This is a genomic window from Pseudomonas sp. GZJR-8 (genome assembly GCF_002916705.1).
Classification (GTDB): Bacteria; Pseudomonadota; Gammaproteobacteria; order Pseudomonadales; family Pseudomonadaceae; genus Aquipseudomonas; species Aquipseudomonas synxantha_A.
In genome coordinates, this window is the sequence record NZ_JXSI01000010.1 from 162,478 (window position 1) to 179,789 (window position 17,312).

General features: G+C 60.6%; 15 protein-coding genes and 2 pseudogenes. 8 read left to right on the forward strand and 9 right to left on the reverse strand.

Features of this window, described 5'->3' with window-relative positions:
• Window positions 1–6: 6 nt before the first annotated feature.
• From proB to rplU, 4 genes are all read right to left on the reverse strand, one after another.
• Entirely contained in the window at window positions 7–1,125 is a 1,119-nt protein-coding gene (gene proB, locus TK42_RS19795; RefSeq protein WP_005791305.1) for a glutamate 5-kinase, read from the reverse strand.
• A gap of 109 nt (window positions 1,126–1,234) precedes the next feature.
• Window positions 1,235–2,458, reverse strand: coding sequence for an Obg family GTPase CgtA (cgtA, locus tag TK42_RS19800; protein ID WP_005791308.1), 1,224 nt, complete (start codon window positions 2,456–2,458; stop codon window positions 1,235–1,237).
• A gap of 192 nt (window positions 2,459–2,650) precedes the next feature.
• Window positions 2,651–2,908 (reverse strand): 50S ribosomal protein L27, encoded by a 258-nt coding sequence (rpmA, locus tag TK42_RS19805; protein ID WP_003176049.1) that lies wholly within the window; start codon window positions 2,906–2,908, stop codon window positions 2,651–2,653.
• Window positions 2,909–2,942: 34 nt separating this feature from the next.
• Window positions 2,943–3,257 carry a 50S ribosomal protein L21 gene (gene rplU / locus TK42_RS19810; RefSeq protein ID WP_003176051.1) on the reverse strand — a complete coding sequence of 105 codons (315 nt, stop codon included), beginning with the start codon at window positions 3,255–3,257 and terminating at the stop codon, window positions 2,943–2,945.
• Window positions 3,258–3,496: 239 nt separating this feature from the next.
• Between rplU and TK42_RS19815 the strand changes: the two genes are divergently transcribed.
• The 3 genes from TK42_RS19815 (at window position 3,497) to TK42_RS19825 (ending at window position 5,405) form a co-directional block, all read left to right on the forward strand.
• Window positions 3,497–4,465, forward strand: coding sequence for a polyprenyl synthetase family protein (locus TK42_RS19815; RefSeq protein WP_005791318.1), 969 nt, complete (start codon window positions 3,497–3,499; stop codon window positions 4,463–4,465).
• 181 nt (window positions 4,466–4,646) lie between these two features.
• Window positions 4,647–4,988 (forward strand): zinc ribbon domain-containing protein YjdM, encoded by a 342-nt coding sequence (locus TK42_RS19820; RefSeq protein WP_005791320.1) that lies wholly within the window; start codon window positions 4,647–4,649, stop codon window positions 4,986–4,988.
• Window positions 4,989–5,147: 159 nt separating this feature from the next.
• Window positions 5,148–5,405, forward strand: coding sequence for a hypothetical protein (locus tag TK42_RS19825; protein ID WP_005791321.1), 258 nt, complete (start codon window positions 5,148–5,150; stop codon window positions 5,403–5,405).
• A 60-nt stretch (window positions 5,406–5,465) separates the two neighbouring features.
• On the opposite strand, the gene TK42_RS19830 is transcribed toward TK42_RS19825, so the two are convergent.
• Both TK42_RS19830 and TK42_RS19835 read right to left on the reverse strand, forming a co-directional pair.
• A complete protein-coding gene (locus TK42_RS19830) occupies window positions 5,466–6,083 on the reverse strand; it encodes an FKBP-type peptidyl-prolyl cis-trans isomerase (protein WP_014719893.1) in 618 nt (205 codons plus the stop codon).
• A gap of 104 nt (window positions 6,084–6,187) precedes the next feature.
• Window positions 6,188–7,411 (reverse strand): OprD family porin, encoded by a 1,224-nt coding sequence (locus TK42_RS19835; RefSeq protein ID WP_371920274.1) that lies wholly within the window; start codon window positions 7,409–7,411, stop codon window positions 6,188–6,190.
• 183 nt (window positions 7,412–7,594) lie between these two features.
• Between TK42_RS19835 and TK42_RS19840 the strand changes: the two genes are divergently transcribed.
• The 5 genes and pseudogenes from TK42_RS19840 to TK42_RS27410 form a co-directional block, all read left to right on the forward strand.
• Entirely contained in the window at window positions 7,595–8,491 is an 897-nt protein-coding gene (locus TK42_RS19840) for a LysR family transcriptional regulator (RefSeq protein ID WP_032879529.1), read from the forward strand.
• Between the two features lie 107 nt (window positions 8,492–8,598).
• Window positions 8,599–10,026, forward strand: a complete 1,428-nt coding sequence (locus TK42_RS19845) for a YfcC family protein (protein ID WP_032879527.1) — start codon at window positions 8,599–8,601, stop codon at window positions 10,024–10,026.
• A gap of 19 nt (window positions 10,027–10,045) precedes the next feature.
• A complete protein-coding gene (locus TK42_RS19850; RefSeq protein ID WP_103734922.1) occupies window positions 10,046–11,875 on the forward strand; it encodes a CocE/NonD family hydrolase in 1,830 nt (609 codons plus the stop codon).
• 166 nt (window positions 11,876–12,041) lie between these two features.
• Window positions 12,042–13,058 (forward strand): annotated as a pseudogene (locus tag TK42_RS27405) (methyl-accepting chemotaxis protein); the annotation flags it as partial.
• Window positions 13,059–13,364: 306 nt separating this feature from the next.
• Window positions 13,365–13,961, forward strand: a pseudogene (locus TK42_RS27410) (methyl-accepting chemotaxis protein); the annotation flags it as partial.
• Between the two features lie 626 nt (window positions 13,962–14,587).
• Here TK42_RS27410 and TK42_RS19860 read toward each other — a convergent pair.
• Genes TK42_RS19860 through TK42_RS19870 form a run of 3 tightly spaced genes read right to left on the reverse strand, consistent with a single transcriptional unit; the run spans window position 14,588 to window position 17,311 of the window.
• Window positions 14,588–14,956, reverse strand: coding sequence for a glyoxalase superfamily protein (locus tag TK42_RS19860; RefSeq protein ID WP_032879523.1), 369 nt, complete (start codon window positions 14,954–14,956; stop codon window positions 14,588–14,590).
• Between the two features lie 29 nt (window positions 14,957–14,985).
• Window positions 14,986–16,449, reverse strand: coding sequence for an amidohydrolase family protein (locus TK42_RS19865; protein ID WP_103734923.1), 1,464 nt, complete (start codon window positions 16,447–16,449; stop codon window positions 14,986–14,988).
• Window position 16,450: 1 nt separating this feature from the next.
• On the reverse strand, window positions 16,451–17,311 hold the full coding sequence (locus TK42_RS19870) for a MurR/RpiR family transcriptional regulator (protein ID WP_032879520.1): 861 nt from the start codon (window positions 17,309–17,311) through the stop codon (window positions 16,451–16,453).
• Window position 17,312 lies beyond the last annotated feature (1 nt).

Below are 17,312 nucleotides of genomic sequence, written 5' to 3' on the forward strand. Positions count from 1 at the left end.
TTTCGTTTAAACCAGGATGAGGTTATCGCGGTGCACCAGCTCCGGCTCCGCCATATAGCCCAAGAGTCCGACAATAGCGTCAGACGATTGTCCAATAATCTTCTGCGCCTCAAGGGCGCTGTAGTTGGCCAGGCCACGGGCAATCTCACGACCGTCCGGCGCGACGCAAACCACCATTTCGCCACGGCGGAAGCTGCCCTGCACCAGCTTGACGCCCACCGGCAGCAAGCTCTTGTTGCCTTGGGACAACGCCGAGACCGCGCCCTCATCCAGCACCAGGGTGCCACGGGTTTGCAGATGCCCGGCCAGCCACTGCTTGCGCGCCGCCAGCATGCCGCGTTCCGGCGACAGCAGCGTACCGATGCGCTCACCGGCCTTGAGGCGATCCAGCACGCGCTCCAAGCGCCCACCAACGATGATGGTATGGGCACCGGAACGCGCAGCCAGGCGAGCGGCGCGCAGTTTGGTCTGCATACCGCCACGGCCCAGGGCACCGCCGACACTGCCGGCGACCGCATCCAGTGCGGGGTCATCGGCGCGGGCTTCGTAGATCAACTGGGCATCGGGGTTGTTGCGCGGGTCGGCGTCGAACATGCCGTCGCGGTCGGTGAGGATCACCAACAGGTCGGCTTCCACCAGGTTGGCCACCAGCGCAGCCAGGGTGTCGTTGTCGCCGAAACGGATTTCGTCTGTGACCACGGTGTCGTTTTCATTGATGACCGGGATGACCTTGAGCTCCACCAAGGCGCGCAAGGTGCTGCGGGCATTGAGGTAGCGCTTGCGGTCGGACAGGTCGTCGTGGGTCAGCAGGATCTGCGCCGTGTGGCGGCCGTGCTCGGCAAAGCTGGACTCCCAGGCTTGCACCAGGCCCATCTGGCCGATGGCCGCGGCGGCTTGCAGTTCGTGCATCGCGCTGGGTCGCGCGGTCCAGCCGAGGCGGCTCATCCCGGCGGCAACAGCCCCGGACGACACCAGCACCAACTCGACACCGGCCTCATGCAAGGCCACCATCTGCTCGACCCAGACGCTCATGGCTGCGCGATCCAGCCCCTTGCCATCGGCCGTCAGCAACGCACTGCCGATCTTCACGACCCAGCGCTGCGCACCTGTCACTTTGCTCCGCATCATCTTCAACCTTAGAGTGAGGGCCGCGCGACCCAGCGCCGCCCATAACGTTATACCCGGATACCAAAACGCCGCTCCAGGGAGCGGCGTTCAAGTTTATCGCAACGAATCAATCGCGCACGTAAATGATTTCCGGACCGTCTTCATCATCCACGTCTTCTTCGTCCCAATCATCGTCGCCGATGTCATGGACCGACTTCACGCCGCTGCGGCGCAGGGCACGCTGGTCGTCCAGGGCCTGCAACTGGGCACGGGCTTCGTCTTCGATCTGCTGGTCAAGCTCGGCAAGCTCGGCCTTGAATACCGGGTCGGCCGCCAGGCGGTCGGCTCGGTCTTCCAGGTAACGCATGATGTCGCGGGTCAGGCGTTCGGTGCCTTCTTTGGCAATGGCCGAGATCACATAGACCGGGCCTTCCCATTCCAGGCGATCGACGATTTCCTTGACGCGCTCTTCGTGCTCTTCCTCAAGGATCTGGTCGCACTTGTTCAGGACCAGCCAGCGATCACGCTCGGCCAGGGCCGGGCTGAACTTGGTCAGCTCGCTGACGATCACTTCGGCGGCATCCGCAGCGCTGGTGTCATCCAGCGGCGCCATGTCGACGAGGTGCAGCAGCAAACGGGTGCGGGACAAGTGCTTGAGGAAGCGAATGCCCAGACCAGCACCGTCGGAAGCCCCTTCGATCAGGCCAGGAATGTCGGCAACCACGAAGCTCTTCCAGCGGTCGACGCTGACCACGCCCAGGTTTGGCACCAGGGTGGTGAACGGGTAGTCGGCGACCTTCGGCTTGGCGGCCGATACCGAGCGGATGAAGGTACTTTTGCCGGCGTTCGGCAGGCCCAACAGGCCCACGTCGGCGAGTACTTTCATTTCCAGCTTCAGGTCACGCTGTTCGCCCGGCTTGCCCGGCGTGGTCTGGCGCGGCGCACGGTTGGTACTGGACTTGAATCGGGTGTTACCCAGGCCGTGCCAGCCGCCCTGCACAACCATCAGTTTCTGGCCGGCCTTGGTCAGGTCGCCAATCACTTCCTGTGTCGCGGAATCGATGATCGTGGTGCCGACCGGTACGCGCAGTACCAGGTCTTCACCTTTTTTGCCGGTGCAGTCGGTGCTGCCGCCGTTGGAGCCACGCTCGGCATCGAAGTGCCGGGTGTAACGGTAGTCGACCAGGGTGTTGAGGTTTTCGTCGGCCATCATGTAGATGGAGCCACCGTCACCGCCGTCACCGCCGTTCGGACCACCGTTTTCGATGAATTTTTCGCGACGGAAACTCATGCAACCGTTACCGCCGTCGCCTGCTTTTACTCGGATGGAAACTTCATCAACGAACTTCATAACAAAACGCCTCTCGCCGCATGGACGAGCTTAAGAAACCAAGACATAAGACTCTTGCAAAAATGAGCGCAGCGACCTCAATCAGCGACCGCAAACTTGCGCCTGAGCTCATCACAAACAGCTTTGCAAGAGACTCACTCCACAAACGAAAAAGCCCCGTCGCAAGACAGGGCTTTTCCAGCGATCTCGCAATTAAGCTGCGACAACGCTCACGTAACGGCGGTTGAACGCGCCCTTTACTTCGAACTTGATCACGCCTTCGATTTTAGCGAAGAGGGTGTGATCTTTACCCATGCCAACACCGTAACCGGCGTGGAATTGGGTGCCGCGCTGACGCACGATGATGTTGCCCGGAATGATTTTCTGGCCGCCATACATCTTCACGCCAAGGCGTTTGGCTTCTGAGTCGCGACCGTTACGGGTACTACCACCAGCTTTTTTGTGTGCCATGAGTCAATTCTCCTAGTGAGGAATTAGGCTGAAATTAAGCCTGAATACCGGTGATTTTGATCTCGGTGTACCACTGGCGGTGGCCCATACGCTTCATGTGGTGCTTACGACGACGGAACTTGATGATGCGGACTTTATCGTGACGACCTTGGGAGATCACTTCAGCCACAACGGTAGCGCCAGCAACAACTGGAGCGCCGATGTTCACGTCATCGCCATTGGCGACCAACAGAACGCGATCAAAAGTAACGGATTCGCCAGTAGCGATTTCCAGTTTTTCGATCTTCAGGTATTCACCTGGGGCGACTTTGTATTGCTTGCCACCAGTAACAATTACTGCGTACGACATGGTATTTCTCCGATAATCCTGCTCACCCAGCGCTTTATAAGAAGAGGTATTGGCTGGCATGGCTGCATGGGATGGACGTCCCGAATGCAATTGCGTAAGGCAGGTGCTGCCCAGGAAGTTCAGGGTGCGCGATTGTACGCAAGCTATGGGAGGCTTGCAAGGGGCCGTCTATCGCGCCTTGACACTGCGGGGTCAGGGTCCTAGCATGCCGCGCAACCCTTCTGGAGCGACTGTCGCTGATGCAACCCCAAGCTTTCTACCGCGCGGTCGCGGACGATTTTAGCGCCGTCGACGGCATCATCAAGCAGCAGCTGACGTCTAAAGTGCCGCTGGTCTCCAAAATTGGCGACTATATTACGTCGGCGGGCGGTAAACGCCTGCGTCCTTTATTAGTACTGCTGTGTGGCAAGGCGCTGGGCCGCGAAGGCGATGACCTGCGCTTGCTGGCCGCGACCATCGAGTTCCTGCACACCGCCACCCTGCTGCATGACGACGTGGTCGACATGTCCGGTATGCGGCGTGGCCGCGAGACCGCCAATGCCATGTGGGGCAACGCACCCAGCGTGTTGGTGGGCGACTTCCTGTACTCGCGCTCGTTCGAAATGATGGTCGAACTGGGCTCGATGCCGGTGATGAAGATTCTTTCACAGGCCACGCGCATCATCGCCGAAGGCGAAGTGTTGCAGCTGTCCAAGGTCCGCGACGCCAGCACCACCGAAGAAACCTATATGGAAGTGATTCGCGGCAAAACCGCGATGCTCTTCGAAGCGTCCACCCACAGCGCTGCCGCGCTGTGTGGCGCCACCGCCGAACAGGCCGAAGCCCTGCGTACCTTTGGCGATCACCTGGGCGTGGCGTTCCAACTGGTGGATGACCTGCTCGACTACAAGGGCGATGCCGAGACCCTGGGCAAGAACGTCGGTGACGACCTGGCCGAGGGCAAGCCAACCTTGCCGCTGATCTACACCATGCGCGAAGGCACGCCGGAACAGGCCGCCCTGGTGCGCAAGGCCATCCAGAAAGGCGGGATCGAAGACCTGGAGGCCATCCGTGCCGCCGTCGAAGCCTCCGGTTCCCTGGAGTACACCGCGCAACTGGCGCGTGACTACGTGGCGCGGGCGATCCAGTGCCTGGAAGCCTTGCCGGCCAGTGAATACCGGGATGCATTGGTGGAACTGAGTGAGTTCGCTGTGGCCCGTACTCACTGATTCCGCGTTGATTAATGTGGGAGCTGGCTTGCCTGCGATGACGGTAGTGAACTCACCATCGCTATCGCAGGCAAGCCAGCTCCCACATTTAGATCGCATTCACCACTGACCTCCCCGCTCTCGCCGCAAAACCCTATATAATGTGCGACTTTTAGTCATCCCTGAATCTCAAGGAGCTTTAGTGAGCACGTTGCCACCCTGCCCGAAATGCAATTCCGAATACACCTACGAAGACGGCACCCAACTGGTCTGCCCGGAATGCGCCCATGAGTGGTCCGCCAATGGCGAGGCCGAAGTGGCCGGCGATGAGACCGTGAAGAAAGACTCTGTGGGCAACGTCCTGCAGGACGGCGACACCATCACCGTGATCAAGGACCTCAAGGTCAAGGGCACCTCACTGGTGGTCAAGGTCGGCACCAAGGTCAAGAACATCCGCCTGTGCGACGGAGACCACGATATCGACTGCAAGATCGACGGTATCGGCCCGATGAAACTCAAGTCCGAGTTCGTGCGCAAGGTCTGAAGCTGCTGCATCCATCCCGCGCCCGCCGCGGGATGGCGTTTCGCCCTCCTGATTGATCGAAAACAATATCCACACAAAAAAACCCGGAAACCGCCAATAGATACTTGCTATTCTACGAATAAGAATTATTCTCATTGAAACTCATCAAGGAGAACGACCATGACTTATTTGATAGATGCCTGGCTGGATCGCCCCCACCCTTACCTGCGAATCCTGCATCGGGAAACCGGCGAAGTCTGTGCGGTGCTTGAGGAAGAAGCGCTGAACGAACTACAGGACCAGGGTGACCTGGACGTCAATGGCCTGAGTTCCAGTGAGCCTGGAGTACTGAAAGAAGTGGTGAGGAATTTGTTTCTGTTCTGCTATGCCCGAGCATTGCGCCCGGCGACCGACTTGAATGGCAAGTTCCATCCATGAAGAAACTGGCAAATGCCTGTTGGGGCGAACGCGTTCGTCCCAACAGGTAACCAGCAGGTCTTACAGAACGTCGAGCAGCTCGACGTCGAATACCAGAACGCTGTGCGGCGGGATGCTGCCAACGCCTTGAGCGCCGTAAGCCAGTTCGCTCGGCACGTACAGACGCCATTTGCTGCCGGCATTCATCAGTTGCAGGGCCTCGGTCCAGCCGGCGATCACGCCGCCAACCGGGAATTCTGCAGGCTGGCCGCGCTCGTAGGAGCTGTCGAACACAGTGCCGTCGATCAAGGTGCCGTGGTAGTGGGTACGCACTTGATCTTCACGGGTCGGCTTGGCGCCGGTGCCGGCAGTCAGCACTTCAAATTGCAGGCCGGAAGCCAGGGTGGTGATGCCATCACGCTTGGCGTTTTCAGCCAGGAAAGCCAGGCCGGCACCCGCGGCGGCTTCAGCCTTGGCAGCGGCTTCGGCTTGCATGATCTCGCGGATCACTTTGAAGCTGGCAGCCATTTGCTCCTGGTCAACACGGCTCGGCTGGCCTGCAAATGCGTCGGTCAGGCCGGCCAGGATTGCGTCCAGGCTCACGCCCGGCGGCGGGTTGTCGCGCAGTTGGTCGCCCAACTGACGGCCGATACCGTAGCTGACGCGGGTTTCGTCGGTGGACAGATTAACTTCGGACATGAAGAGGCTCCGCTGTAGGACAACAGGGTTTCCCGCGCTGCCCAGGACTAAAAGGGCCCGCAGACTAGCACACAAGAGCAGCCCATGATCAGCCCCCTCCCCGGCTACCAGAGCGCCAGGTCGTAGGTCAGGTACAACCGGTAGTTGTCCCGATCACTGGCATAAGTCGAGCGGTAAGTGGCCTTGCGCAACTCCATGCCCAGTCCTTTGAACGTGCTGTCCTGGACCACATAGCGCAGATTCGTGTCGGACTCCCACTCACGCGCCTCGCGCCCTTTGAACTCGCCGTTTTGCCCTTTGTAGTAGCGGGTCATGAAACTCAAGCCCGGCAGTACCGCCGTCAAGTCATAGTCGTAGCGCAGCATCCATGTCTGCTCACCAGCCTGGATGAACTTGCCAACACCGGCGTTACTGAAGGAATACACCGTCGACACGCTGGCATACGGCAACGCTGTGTCGCCGCTGACTTTCTGATAACCAACACCCAGCGCCTGCGGGCCCAGGCGGTAAGTGAACAGACCGCTGAACATGTCACTGTCGACCTCGCCGTTACGCGCCTCACCCGCTTCGTTACTAATGAAGTAGCGCAAGTCGCTGGTCAGTGTGCCGCTGCCCAACGGCTGCTTATGCACCAGGCCAAAGAATTGCTGGCGATAGAATTGGCGCATTTCACCGTAGTACCAGGTGCCGCTGAGCTTCGGCGTAAACGCGTAGCTAGCGCCGGCAAAATCGAAATCACTACCCTTTTTTCCGCTGTAGCCCTGGGGATAAATATCCACACTGTCAGTGGAGTTACGCAACTTGAATTTGTCCAGGTGCCCAGCGTGCAGGTACAGGTCACGAATACCACTGTATTCCACTTGTGTGCCCTGGAAGGTCTGCGGTAACAAGCGGCCATCGTTGTGCACCAGCACCGGGATTTTCGGCAGCAACGTGCCGGTTTTCACCACTGCATCGCCCCAGCGCATCTTGGCCGTGACGCCCAGGCTGGAAAACTCACTGGCCGCATGACCATCGTCGTGCACAGGTAACAAGCCCGTCCCGGCGTGCGTCGGGCTGGAGTCGAGACGCAGGCCCGCCAGCCCCAGGGCATCCAGGCCAAAACCCACGGTGCCCTCGGTATAACCAGACTGAAGATTAAGCAGAAAACCCTGAGCCCATTCCTTGCGGTCTTCACCACCGTCGCGGTAACCGTCGTTGAAGTAGAAGTTGCGCAAGGTCAATCGGCCGTGGGAATCCTCCCAGAAACCCTGGGCCATCAATGTCGGTGACAGGCTCGCCAGCAGCCCCGCCGAGACCATTCCCCCTTTCGTGAAAAACTCACGCATAAACCATTCCTCAATGCCGTGTTGTGTTTTTTATGGGCAGTTGCACCGCGCGGCAGGCTGGACGGCATGTCGCGTTGGAGCGGACACTAACGGCTCGTCGACAGCCCCACAACGTTATGCGAGAAGCGCATCAGGCTATGCGTGAAGTACCGGCCGCCCTTCCCAACCGACAGGAAAAACACGGTGAACCTCAAGCAACTCGAAGCCTTCAAAGCGATCATGGCCACCGGCTCGACCATCGGCGCAGCAACGCGCATGGGCCTGTCGCAATCGGCGGTCAGCCGCCTGCTGAGCCAGTTGGAAGAGCACTTGGGTTTTGCCTTGTTCCTGCGCAAGAAGGGCCGCCTGATGGCGACGCCCGAAGCCGAGGAACTGCTCGCCGAAGTCGCCGGACTGGTGGATGGCATGCAACGAATCCAGCGCCTGGCCGACGAAATGCGCGTGGGCCGCTCACGCAAGAGCCTGCTCAAGGTCGGGGTGCCCACCAGCATGACCCAGGAGCTGTTGCCGCGCATCGTGGCGCAGTTTCTCAAGGAGCATGACGACATTGTCGTGGAACTGCTGACCGGTTCTTACGACACGATCGAGCGTGCGGTGCTGGACCGTTCCGCCGACCTGGGCTTTGTACGCCTGCCCACGGAAATACCTGACTTCGATGTCGAGCCGGTGCTGCAAACCGAAGGCGTCTGCGTGATGCCCGCCGACCATCCGCTGACCCGTCACGCCTGCATCGAAGTGCAGCATCTGCGCGATGTGCCGTTGGTGATGCTCGGCCGGCAACGGGCATTGCGGGCCGAGCTGAACCAGGTGTTTCGTGCCGCCAACCTCACGCCGCAGGTGCGGGTCGAGGTGCACTCGGTCGGGGCTGCGTGCAGCTTCGTTGCCGAGGGGCTGGGGGTGTCGATCGTCAATGGTCTGCTGGCCAGCCACTTCCGGCACTTGCCCATCGTCACCCGCCCGTTTCGCCCGGCGCTGCCCTACGCATTCGGCCTGGCGTTTCGCGCCAACGAGCCCAGGTCGCAGCTGGTGAACGCGTTTGCCAAGCATCTCAAGCAGCGTCTGTCCGCACAAAACGCATAGCCCAACCCAACCCACGCATAACGTTGTCGCCGCGAAAACTTTGCCCTAGTGTCCGCCCCACACGTGTCACCCCTATAACAATAACGGCGCAAGCCGGGGCCACTAGCATGAGCGAATCCCAGAGCATCCCCACCCAAGCAGCGGTGGGAAATACCACGCAACGCAAGCAGATCAATCCCGCCATCATCCTGCTGAGTATCGTCCTGCTCGCAGTGGCGTTTACCTACGCCGTGAACTCGGGCACGTTCCAGCGCCAGAATGGCCTGGTGATCCCGGGCTCTTACCAGGTGCTGGAAAAACACGACTCCCTGAGCCAACTGTTCGCACTGGAACCACGCAAAGCCGGCGACACCGTGGCTCGCCCGGTGTCCCTGGTGGAAGGCTTCATGGCGATTCCCCAGGGCATCGAGAAGCGTGCGGCACTGATTTTCATGGTGCTGTTCATCGGTGGCATGTTCGGCGTGCTGAACAAGGCCGGGGTGATCGACGCCGGGCTGGAGCGCATGCTGGGTCTGACACGGGGCAATATCTATGTGCTGGTGCCGTGCCTGATGCTGGTGTTTTCCGCCGGCAGTACCTTCATGGGGCTGGCCAAGGAATTTATTCTCATCGTGCCGTTGATGGTTGCCATGGCTAATCGGCTGGGGCTGTCGAACCTGATCGGGCTGGCCATCGTCACGATCTCAGTCAAGATCGGCTACCTGGCCTCGATATCCAATCCAGTGGCGCTGTCCGTGGCCCAGCCGATGGTCGGGCTGCCGATCTTCAGTGGCCTGAGCATGCGTGTGCTCGCCTACTGCAGCTTCCTGCTGGTGGGCATTGCCTTCGTGCTGTGGAGTATTCGCAAGCACGGTTACGATGCTACGGCGCAGATCACTTTCGAAAGTACGCCGTTGCCCCTGCGCCATCTGATCAACCTGATCGTACTGCTGACGGGCATCGCTTTCCTGGTCTACGCCTCCAACCGCTGGGGCTGGAAATACCATGAGCTGTCGGCGTTCTACCTGCTGCTGACGCTGGCCTTCAGCGTGATCGCCGGGCTCGGCGCCAGCGTTGCCGCCAGTGCCTTTGTCGATGGAATGAAGAAGGTGCTGATCGCCGGCGTGCTGATCGGTCTGGCTACCGCCGTGGAGATCATCCTCAGTACCGGCCAGGTCCTGGACACCATCGTCAACAGCCTGGCCAACCTGGTGGGCGACCATGGTCCGATCGTGTCGGCCTACGGCATGTTCTTCGCACAACTGGGGCTGGATGTGCTGATCCCATCCACCTCCGGCCAGGCGGCGGTAACCATGCCGATCTTCGGGCCCTTGGGTCAGTTGTCCGGCGTCAGCCCGCAGACCACGGTGTTCGCATTTCTGATGGGCAATGGCCTGACCAACATGATCACCCCCACGTCCAGCGGCCTGCTGGTGCTGTTGGCCACCGCCAATGTCGGTTGGGGCCAATGGGCGCGCTACATCCTGCCGCTGTTCCTGATCTACGCCGTGCTGGCGATGGTGTTGCTGGCCATTGCGGTAACGAGCGGGTACTGAATCGATGAGTGTTCTCCCCATGCATATTCTGCACAACCAAATGATCCGGATGCGTGACGGCATCCACCTGGCCACTGACATCTATGTGCCGGAGGACAGCAATGGGCCGTTTCCGGTGGTGATCGAGCGCACGCCCTACGACAAGAGCAAACCCTCCCGCTCGGAAAAACAGCTCGACGGCCAACACATCTCCCGTGAGCAAATGGCCGCACGGTTTACCGAGCAAGGCTTTGTCGCAATTTTCCAGGACTGCCGTGGACGCTACGCCTCCGAAGGCACATTCACCAAATACACCGCCGAGGGCGAAGACGGTTTCGACACCCTGGCCTGGATCATCCAACAGCCCTGGTGCAACGGCAAGATCGGCAGTATGGGCTTGTCTTATGCTGCCCACACACAACTGGCGATGGCTTGCCTGCACCCGCCGGGCCTGAGCAGCATGGTGCTCGACAGCGGCGGCTTCGCCAACGCCTACCATTGCGGGATTCGCCAGGGCGGCGCCTTCGAACTCAAGCAGGCCACCTGGGCCTTTCGCCAGGCCAAGGAAAGCCCTGCTGCCCTGGCCGACCCGTTGGTTCGTGAAGCGCTGGAACAGGAAGATATTTATCAGTGGTTCACGCGTATGCCATGGCAACCCGGGCAATCGCCCCTGCGCCATGTGCCGGAATACGAAGCCTATGTGTTGGAGCAATGGGCTCAGGGCACCTTCGGTGAGTATTGGCAAAAGTCTGGCCTCTATGCCGAAGGTCACTACGCACAACTGCCCGATATCCCGGTGCTGTTCATGTCCAGTTGGTACGACGCCTACGTCAGTTCGACCCTGGCCAATTACCGCGCCTTCACACTCCAAGGTACGGCCAGCCAACGACTGGTGATGGGCCCGTGGCTGCACGGCGACCGTAATATCAGCCACAGCGGCGATGTGGAATTCGGCCCGCAAGCCGCCTTTGACGGCCAGGTCGATCAGGATTGGCTCAGTTGCCGACTGGCCTGGTTCGAGCAATCCCTCAAGCCGTCGCCGCGAACCACAACGGCCAGCGTACAGGTGTTTCTGATGGGGGGCGGCAGCGGTAACCGCGACGAAAACGGACGCCTGCACCATGGCGGCCGCTGGCTGCACACCACGCAATGGCCGCTGCCCGGCAGCCAAACACTGACCCTCTATCTGAATGCACACAGGCAGTTGAGCCACACGGCACCTGTCGAGGCTGACGCCCACTTGAGTTACCGCGCCGACCCGGCCCACCCGGTCCCGACCATCGGCGGCGCGCTAACCTCCGGTGCCCCCGTGTTTGTCGGCGGAGCCTTCGATCAACGGGAGCGCCTCGATTTTTTCGGCACCCAAGGGGACAACCGTCCCCTGGCCCAGCGCGATGACGTGCTGGTGTTCCAGACCGAGCCGCTCGACGACGACCTGATCGTCGCCGGTGACGTGCAGATCGAGCTGTGGATCGACAGCGATGCACCCGACACCGACTTCACCGCCAAACTGGTGGACGTGTACCCGCCCAGCGCCGACTACCCCGAGGGCTTTGCGATGAACATCACCGACGGCATCCGTCGCTGCCGTTATCGCGACTCATGGGAACAACCGACGGCCCTGACGCCGGGTGAGCGAGTGAAAGTGCTGATCGAGCCTTTCGCCACCTGCAACCTGTTCAAGCGCGGCCATCGGTTGCGCCTGGACATCGCCAGCAGCAATTTCCCGCGCTTTGACGTCAACCCCAACAGCGGCGAGCCTTCAGGCCAGGCCAGCCACCCTCGGGTTGCCCACAATAATGTGCACCTGAGCCACGCCGCCGCCTCCTGCCTCAGGCTTACCGTGGTGCCCAACACGGCGGAGTCCTGAGCGCATCGGATCGCCATTGCTGCACGGTAATGGCGACCCTTCGTCACCCCGCAAGAAAAGTACTTCAGAATCATCCTTTGCCGCCGATACAGCCCTACACATCTTGGCTGGCTCAAACAACAACACACCGTCCAGCAGACAGACATCACTCTTCAAGGAGCTTTCGATGAACAGCTGGTTCGGTAACATCAGCGTCAATCTCAAACTCGGCCTGGGCTTTGGCCTGGTGCTGGTCCTCACCTCGATCCTGGCGCTCACCGGCTGGACCAGCCTGGGCGGCCTGATCGACCGCAGCAACTGGATGAGCGACATCACCCAGCTCAACGCCTCGCTGACCAAGCTGCGGATCGTACGCCTGCAATACATGCTGGCCAATGGCGACGAAGCCGTGGCGCAGAATGTGCAGACCAGCCTGGATGCCTTCGCAGCTCAACAACAGAAATTGCTGGACAGCTTCAAGAGCCCGGAAAACCTCAAACTGCTCAATGACCAGAAAGCCGTCATCACTGCTTACCGCCAGTCCCTGAACAAAATGCGCGAGGCCTACCGCAATGGCAACGCTGCGCGCGACGTCATGGGCGCCAAAGCCGATGTCGCCAACGCACAAATCAATGCACTGGAAACCAGTGTGCAGCAGGCGCCCGATAGCCCGGAGCGCTTCACGCAATTTCTGGCCGTGACCCAAGCCAAGAATGAGTTCCAGCAAGCTCGCTACGAAGTGCGCGGCTATACCAATAGCCCCAACGCAGAAACCGAAGCCCGCGCTGCTGCGCAACTGGAAAAAGCCGTCGGCGGTTTGAAGGGCCTTAGCGCGGCGTTCGGTACCGGCCAGCAAAACGCATTGTCCGCACTGGAAGCCGCCCTCGGAGCCTATCGCAGCGCCGTGCAGAGCTACAAGGCAGCCAACGCCAATATCGTCACCGCCCGCGCCGAAATGACCACCCAGGGCGCCGATATCGTGACGATCAGCGACAAGCTGTACGACATCCAACTGGAACGTCGCGACGCTGAAAGCACCCAGGCCCGCAGCCTGCAATTGATCAGCACCTTGTTGGCACTGCTGGTCGGCGTGATTGCCGCCTGGGTCATCACCCGTCAGATCACCCGCCCGATCCAGGACACCCTGGCGGTGGTGGAGCGCATCGCTTCAGGCGACTTGAGCCACAACATCCAGGTGACCCGTCGTGATGAGCTGGGCGTATTGCAACAAGGCATCCAGCGCATGGGCACGACCCTGCGCGAGTTGATCAGCGGCATCCGCGATGGCGTGACCCAGATCGCCAGCGCCGCTGAGGAGCTATCAGCCGTGACCGAGCAAACCAGCGCCGGTGTGAACAGCCAGAAGATCGAGACCGATCAGGTGGCCACCGCCATGCATGAAATGACCGCTACCGTGCAGGAAGTTGCGCGCAATGCCGAGCAGGCGTCCCAAGCCGCCTCCGACGCCGACGGCCAGGCCCGCGAAGGCGACAAGGTGGTGGCCGAAGCTATCGCCCAGATCGAACGCCTGGCGGCCGAAGTCGCCCGCTCCACCGACGCCATGACGCACCTGCAACAAGAGAGCAACAAGATCGGCAGCGTGATGGACGTGATCAAGGCCGTGGCCGAACAGACCAACCTGCTGGCCCTCAACGCCGCGATTGAAGCCGCGCGTGCCGGTGAGGCCGGCCGTGGCTTTGCCGTGGTCGCCGACGAAGTACGCGGCCTGGCCCAGCGTACACAGAAATCCACCGAGGAAATCGAAGGCCTGGTGGCCGGCTTGCAGAACGGCACCCAACAAGTCGCCAGCGTGATGAACAACAGCCGCAGCCTCACCGACAGCAGCGTCGAACTGACGCGCAAGGCCGGGGTATCCCTGGAAAACATCACCCGTACGGTGTCGAATATCCAGTCGATGAACCAGCAGATCGCAGCGGCCGCCGAACAGCAAAGCGCCGTGGCGGAAGAGATCAGCCGCAGTATCGTGAATGTGCGGGACGTGTCCGAGCAGACGGCGACGGCCAGTGATGAGACAGCCAAGTCGAGTGTGGAACTGGCTCGATTGGGTAGCCAGTTGCAGCAGATGGTCAGTCATTTCCGGGTGTAGAAACCAAAAAGCCGCCTCGATCTAGACCGAGGCGGCTCCACCTCTCAGACCTTAACGGTCATCGAAGCTGTCCCGCAGGAACTTCCATACGTGATACGCACGCAGGCAGTTCACTACGAGGTTCCATGTACGTCGTGCAAACTTAGACATACTCGGCCCTCCGTGAGTTGGGCCTTACCTCCAGCGCACTTACCGGAACATGTGGGCCTTTGGATGCACACCAGTGCTCCTGTGAGGCGGCTGGGCTTATGGTCCTCCTGCGTGAATCCGGCACGGATTACTAGCCCGTGGCGGGCGGTCCAAAATTTGCGCGCGAACCCAGCCAACCTACTTCACGACGAACACAGAACGAGGGCGATACTAGCTCAGCACTCTGCTCCAAGGTGTAACGAACAACGGCCAGCTAGCCTTAAAATCTGTTGCTGTTTTTTGCAAAGTTAAACAACACAAAAGATCAATGCTGCCGTGAAAAACTCTTGTTCGTCTGATGTTGCATAACGCCCTAAAGCAGCAGTAGTATTGTGACCACGCCAGTGCTCCTGTGAAGCCGCAACCCCAGCCACTAACTGGGTTTGCAAAAAAAACCGCCCTATCAAGGCGGTTTTTTATTGCCTGCCATTTGCCACTTAGCCCTCGCTGTCCTCGACAAACACCAAGCGATTCCCGAACGGATCCCGGATGCTCATTTCCCGCGATCCCCAAGGCGTTTCCTCGACCCCAGGCTTGGCATAGCGGTAATCCTTGCCGAGCAATTGCTGCTGGTACGCATCCACCCTTTGCGCCTGGATCCGCACCGCCGCGCCCGGCGAAGCATCGCCATGGTGCTCGGACAAATGCAACACGCACTCACCCAGCGACACTTGCAGGTACAACGGGAAATTCGCCTCGAACCGATGCTGCCAATCGACCTTGAACCCCAGGAAGTCGACGTAGAATTCCAACGCTTTGGTCTCGTCGAAAATCCGCAGGATGGGGGTGACTTTTCCTAAGTGCATGGCGACCGCTCCGTGTATGAGAACGCCCACTATAAAGACGAAAAGCCGCCACGCAAATCCCCACTGCGCGCCAGGAATCGCCCTGGCCGCTGGCCGTTGGCCTGCCCATTGCTGTAGCTCAGTACGCCGTTAACCCACACACCGTCGATCCCTTCCGCTGCACGTTGCGGTGTGTTGAAATCTGCCACATCACGCACCCGCAACGGGTCGAACAACACCAGGTCGGCCCAGTACCCTTCGCGGATTTCGCCACGCTCGGATAAGCCAAAGCGCGCTGCCGACAGACCAGTCATCTTGTGCACCGCCGTGTGCAACGGGAACAAGCCGATATCGCGGCTGAAGTGCCCCAGCACCCGCGGGAACGCCCCCCACAAGCGCGGGTGGGGAAACGGATCTTCGGGCAAACCATCGGAGCCCACCATCGACAACGGATGGGCGAGGATGCGCCGCACATCGTCTTCGTCCATCCCGTAGTACACCGCTCCCGCCGGTTGCAGGCGACGGGCAGCGTCCATTAGCGAAACGCCCCACTCGGCAGCGATAGCCTGCAGATCCCGCCCACCCATTTCGGGGTGCGGCGTCGACCAGGTGATGGTGATGCGAAATGCGTCGGTGACTTGCTTGAGGTCCAGAGTCGAGGAGCTGGCGGCATAGGGATAGCAATCACAGCCCACCGGATGGTTTTTTGCCGCAGCTTCCAGGGCCGCCAACAACTGCGGACTACGCCCCCAGTTACCGGCACCAGCGCATTTAAGGTGGGAAATAATCACTGGCACCCTGGCATGTCGGCCGATCAGAAACGCCTCATCCATTGCCTCCAGCACCGGCTCGAACTCGCTGCGTAGATGCGTGGTGTACACCGCACCATAGGCCGTCAGTTCCTCAACGAGTTGCAACACTTCATCGGTCTCGGCGTTGAATGCGCTGGCGTAGGCCAGGCCTGTGGATAACCCCAGGGCACCGGCCTCCAGGCTCTCTTGCAACTGCACGCGCATGGCCGCGATTTCATACGGTGTGGCGGTGCGATGCAGGTCATCCATATGGTTGCTGCGCAGCGCGGTGTGGCCGATCAATGCCGCAACGTTCACTGCCGGATGGGCGCCTTGCACTGCGTTGCGATAATCGCTGAACCGCGGATAACAGAACTGCTCACGGCTGCCCAACAAGTTCATTGGGTCTGGCGGGTCACTGCGCAAACTCACCGGCGAAGCGCTGATGCCACAGTTGCCGACAATCACCGTGGTCACGCCCTGGCTGAGCTTGGGCAGCATCTGCGGCTGGCGGATCACCACCGTGTCATCGTGGGTGTGCACATCGATAAAGCCCGGCGCCAATACCCGGCCATGCGCATCGATGACATGCGCGGCCTCGTCGGCGGACAGGTCACCCATCGCCTGGATGCGCCCACCGCGCACGCCCACATCGGCGACAAACCCTTCGGTGTTGCTGCCATCAATGACCAGCGCCTGGCGAATCAGCGTGTCGTATTTCATATCAGTCTCCAAGCGGCAGGCTGTCAGGGCCGCCGCGGTAATCATCCAGGGCCAGCTTGATCCGGCGCAGGCGTTCCTGATTGTCGTCCGGCAAGGCCAGCGCCAGCTCGGTGGCAAGCAGGTCGATGGCCAGTAACATGCCGTAGCGGGCGGCGGTGGGTTTGTAGATAAAGCTGGTCTCCGCCGGTTGCAGCGGCAGCAACACATCCGCCAGTTCGGCCAGGGGTGAGTCCGCGAGGGTGAGGGCAATAATCCGCGCGTCGTAGTTGCGCGCCAGCTTCACCACATCCAGTAATTCGGGCGTACGACCGGTGAGGGAACAGACAATCAAGGCATGTTGCGGGCCCAGGGTCGCGGCCGTGACGCGCATCATCACCGGGTCATGGCAGGCGGCAATCGGGTAGCCCAGACGCACCAGGCGCACTTGCAGTTCATCACTGCACAGGCTGGAGGGGCCGCCCATGCCGAACGCGTGAATCATCCGCGCCTTGCTCAGCAAAGTGACCGCGTCGGCAAAGCTGTGCTGGTTGAAACCTGACAAATGCTGGCGCAACGTCGCTTCGATATCGCCCAGGATTTGCCGATGAAAGGCCGACTGTTCCGGCAGCCCCGCCGGGTCCAGGAAGCGACTGCCCACGCCACTGGCCTGGGCCAGTTGCAGGCGCAAATCGCGCAAGTCACGGCAGCCGACGCTGCGGGCAAAACGCGACAAGGTCGCGGTGCTGACCTCGGCCCGCTGAGACAACGCCTCCAGGCTGGCCGAGGCGGCAAAGCCCACATCCTCAAGCATCAACTTGGCGATACGCCCTTCGCCGGCGCTGAACGAGTCCTGGCGGGCGCGGATCTGGTAGAGGATGTCCATG

Excerpts from the sequence above, each read along its gene's own strand:
- proB (WP_005791305.1), bottom strand. The coding sequence starts at position 1,125 with ATGCGGAGCAAAGTGACAGGTGCGCAGCGCTGGGTCGTGAAGATCGGC.
- cgtA (WP_005791308.1), bottom strand. The coding sequence starts at position 2,458 with ATGAAGTTCGTTGATGAAGTTTCCATCCGAGTAAAAGCAGGCGACGGC.
- rpmA (WP_003176049.1), bottom strand. The coding sequence starts at position 2,908 with ATGGCACACAAAAAAGCTGGTGGTAGTACCCGTAACGGTCGCGACTCA.
- rplU (WP_003176051.1), bottom strand. The coding sequence starts at position 3,257 with ATGTCGTACGCAGTAATTGTTACTGGTGGCAAGCAATACAAAGTCGCC.
- TK42_RS19815 (WP_005791318.1), top strand. The coding sequence starts at position 3,497 with ATGCAACCCCAAGCTTTCTACCGCGCGGTCGCGGACGATTTTAGCGCC.
- TK42_RS19825 (WP_005791321.1), top strand. The coding sequence starts at position 5,148 with ATGACTTATTTGATAGATGCCTGGCTGGATCGCCCCCACCCTTACCTG.
- TK42_RS19830 (WP_014719893.1), bottom strand. The coding sequence starts at position 6,083 with ATGTCCGAAGTTAATCTGTCCACCGACGAAACCCGCGTCAGCTACGGT.
- TK42_RS19835 (WP_371920274.1), bottom strand. The coding sequence starts at position 7,411 with ATGCGTGAGTTTTTCACGAAAGGGGGAATGGTCTCGGCGGGGCTGCTG.
- TK42_RS19845 (WP_032879527.1), top strand. The coding sequence starts at position 8,599 with ATGAGCGAATCCCAGAGCATCCCCACCCAAGCAGCGGTGGGAAATACC.
- TK42_RS19850 (WP_103734922.1), top strand. The coding sequence starts at position 10,046 with ATGCATATTCTGCACAACCAAATGATCCGGATGCGTGACGGCATCCAC.
- TK42_RS19860 (WP_032879523.1), bottom strand. The coding sequence starts at position 14,956 with ATGCACTTAGGAAAAGTCACCCCCATCCTGCGGATTTTCGACGAGACC.
- TK42_RS19865 (WP_103734923.1), bottom strand. The coding sequence starts at position 16,449 with ATGAAATACGACACGCTGATTCGCCAGGCGCTGGTCATTGATGGCAGC.
- TK42_RS19870 (WP_032879520.1), bottom strand. The coding sequence starts at position 17,311 with ATGGACATCCTCTACCAGATCCGCGCCCGCCAGGACTCGTTCAGCGCC.